This is a genomic window from Rhizobium sp. SVR5-9E (assembly GCF_056755095.1).
Genome location: NZ_JBNDHS010000749.1, coordinates 1 through 235 on the forward strand (window position 1 = coordinate 1; position 235 = coordinate 235).

Annotated in this window: 1 protein-coding gene; it reads left to right on the forward strand. The window is 40.0% G+C overall.

Annotated features, from left to right (window positions below):
- The coding region (locus ACPYOJ_RS36825) for a lycopene cyclase domain-containing protein (RefSeq protein WP_481420608.1) at positions 1-235 on the forward strand (235 nt) is incomplete at both ends.

Here is a 235-nt window from a genome sequence, read left to right on the forward strand (position 1 = left end):
GATGCAGCGTAGTCTCGTGGGCTCGGAGATGTGTATAAGAGACAGCGTTTATCTCCTGCTCATGCCGGGATTTCTCATTGTTAATGGAATTCTTACAGGAACCGGGCTCGAATCTCCTATTGTTAATTACAATCCTAATCAGTTTATGGGGATCAGAATTTTTACCATCCCTGTTGAAGATACTGTTTATGGATATGAGCTTATTCTGTGGAACATCTTTTTCTTTCAAATCTTT